The following is a 760-nucleotide window of genomic DNA, read 5'->3' on the forward strand; positions in this document are numbered from 1 at the left end:
TGGATTAGGGACGAATGCGACAGCGACCATCACCATTCCGGGTACTTATACGGTAACAGTGACAGGCACAAATGGCTGTACCGCCACAGCGACCACAAGTGTGACCCAAAGCACAACGCCACCAAGTGCAAGTATCACAGGCACGACCAACCTAAGTTGTACCACAACGAGTGTCACAAGGCAAGCCAGTGGCGGAGGAACTTATCTATGGTCAAATAGCTTAGGGACAAATGCGACAGCGACCATCACTATTCCAGGTACTTATACGGTAACAGTAACAGGCACAAATGGCTGTACCGCCACTGCAACGACAAGTGTCACGCAAAGCATAACCCCACCAAGTGCAAGTATCACAGGTACAACGAATCTGGATTGTACCACAACGAGTGTCACAAGGCAAGCCAGTGGCGGAGGGACTTATTTATGGTCAAATGGATTAGGAACAAATGCGACAGCGACCATCACCATTCCGGGTACATATACTGTAACAGTGACAGGCACAAATGGCTGTACAGGCACTGCAACGACAAGTGTCACGCAGAGCACTACGCCACCAAGTGCAAGTATCACAGGCACGACCAACCTAAGTTGCACAACCACAAGTGTCACAAGACAAGCCAGTGGCGGAGGGACTTATTTATGGTCAAATGGATTAGGGACGAATGCGACAGCGACCATCACTATTCCGGGTACTTATACAGTAACAGTGACAGGCACAAATGGCTGTACAGGCACTGCAACGACAAGTGTCACGCAGAGC

At 50.0% G+C, this 760-nt stretch carries 1 pseudogene; it reads left to right on the forward strand.

Going from position 1 to position 760, the window contains the following annotated elements:
- A pseudogene (locus ACYVFA_RS23215) lies at positions 1 to 760 on the forward strand (hypothetical protein); the annotation flags it as partial.

This window comes from Emticicia fontis (genome assembly GCF_054779675.1).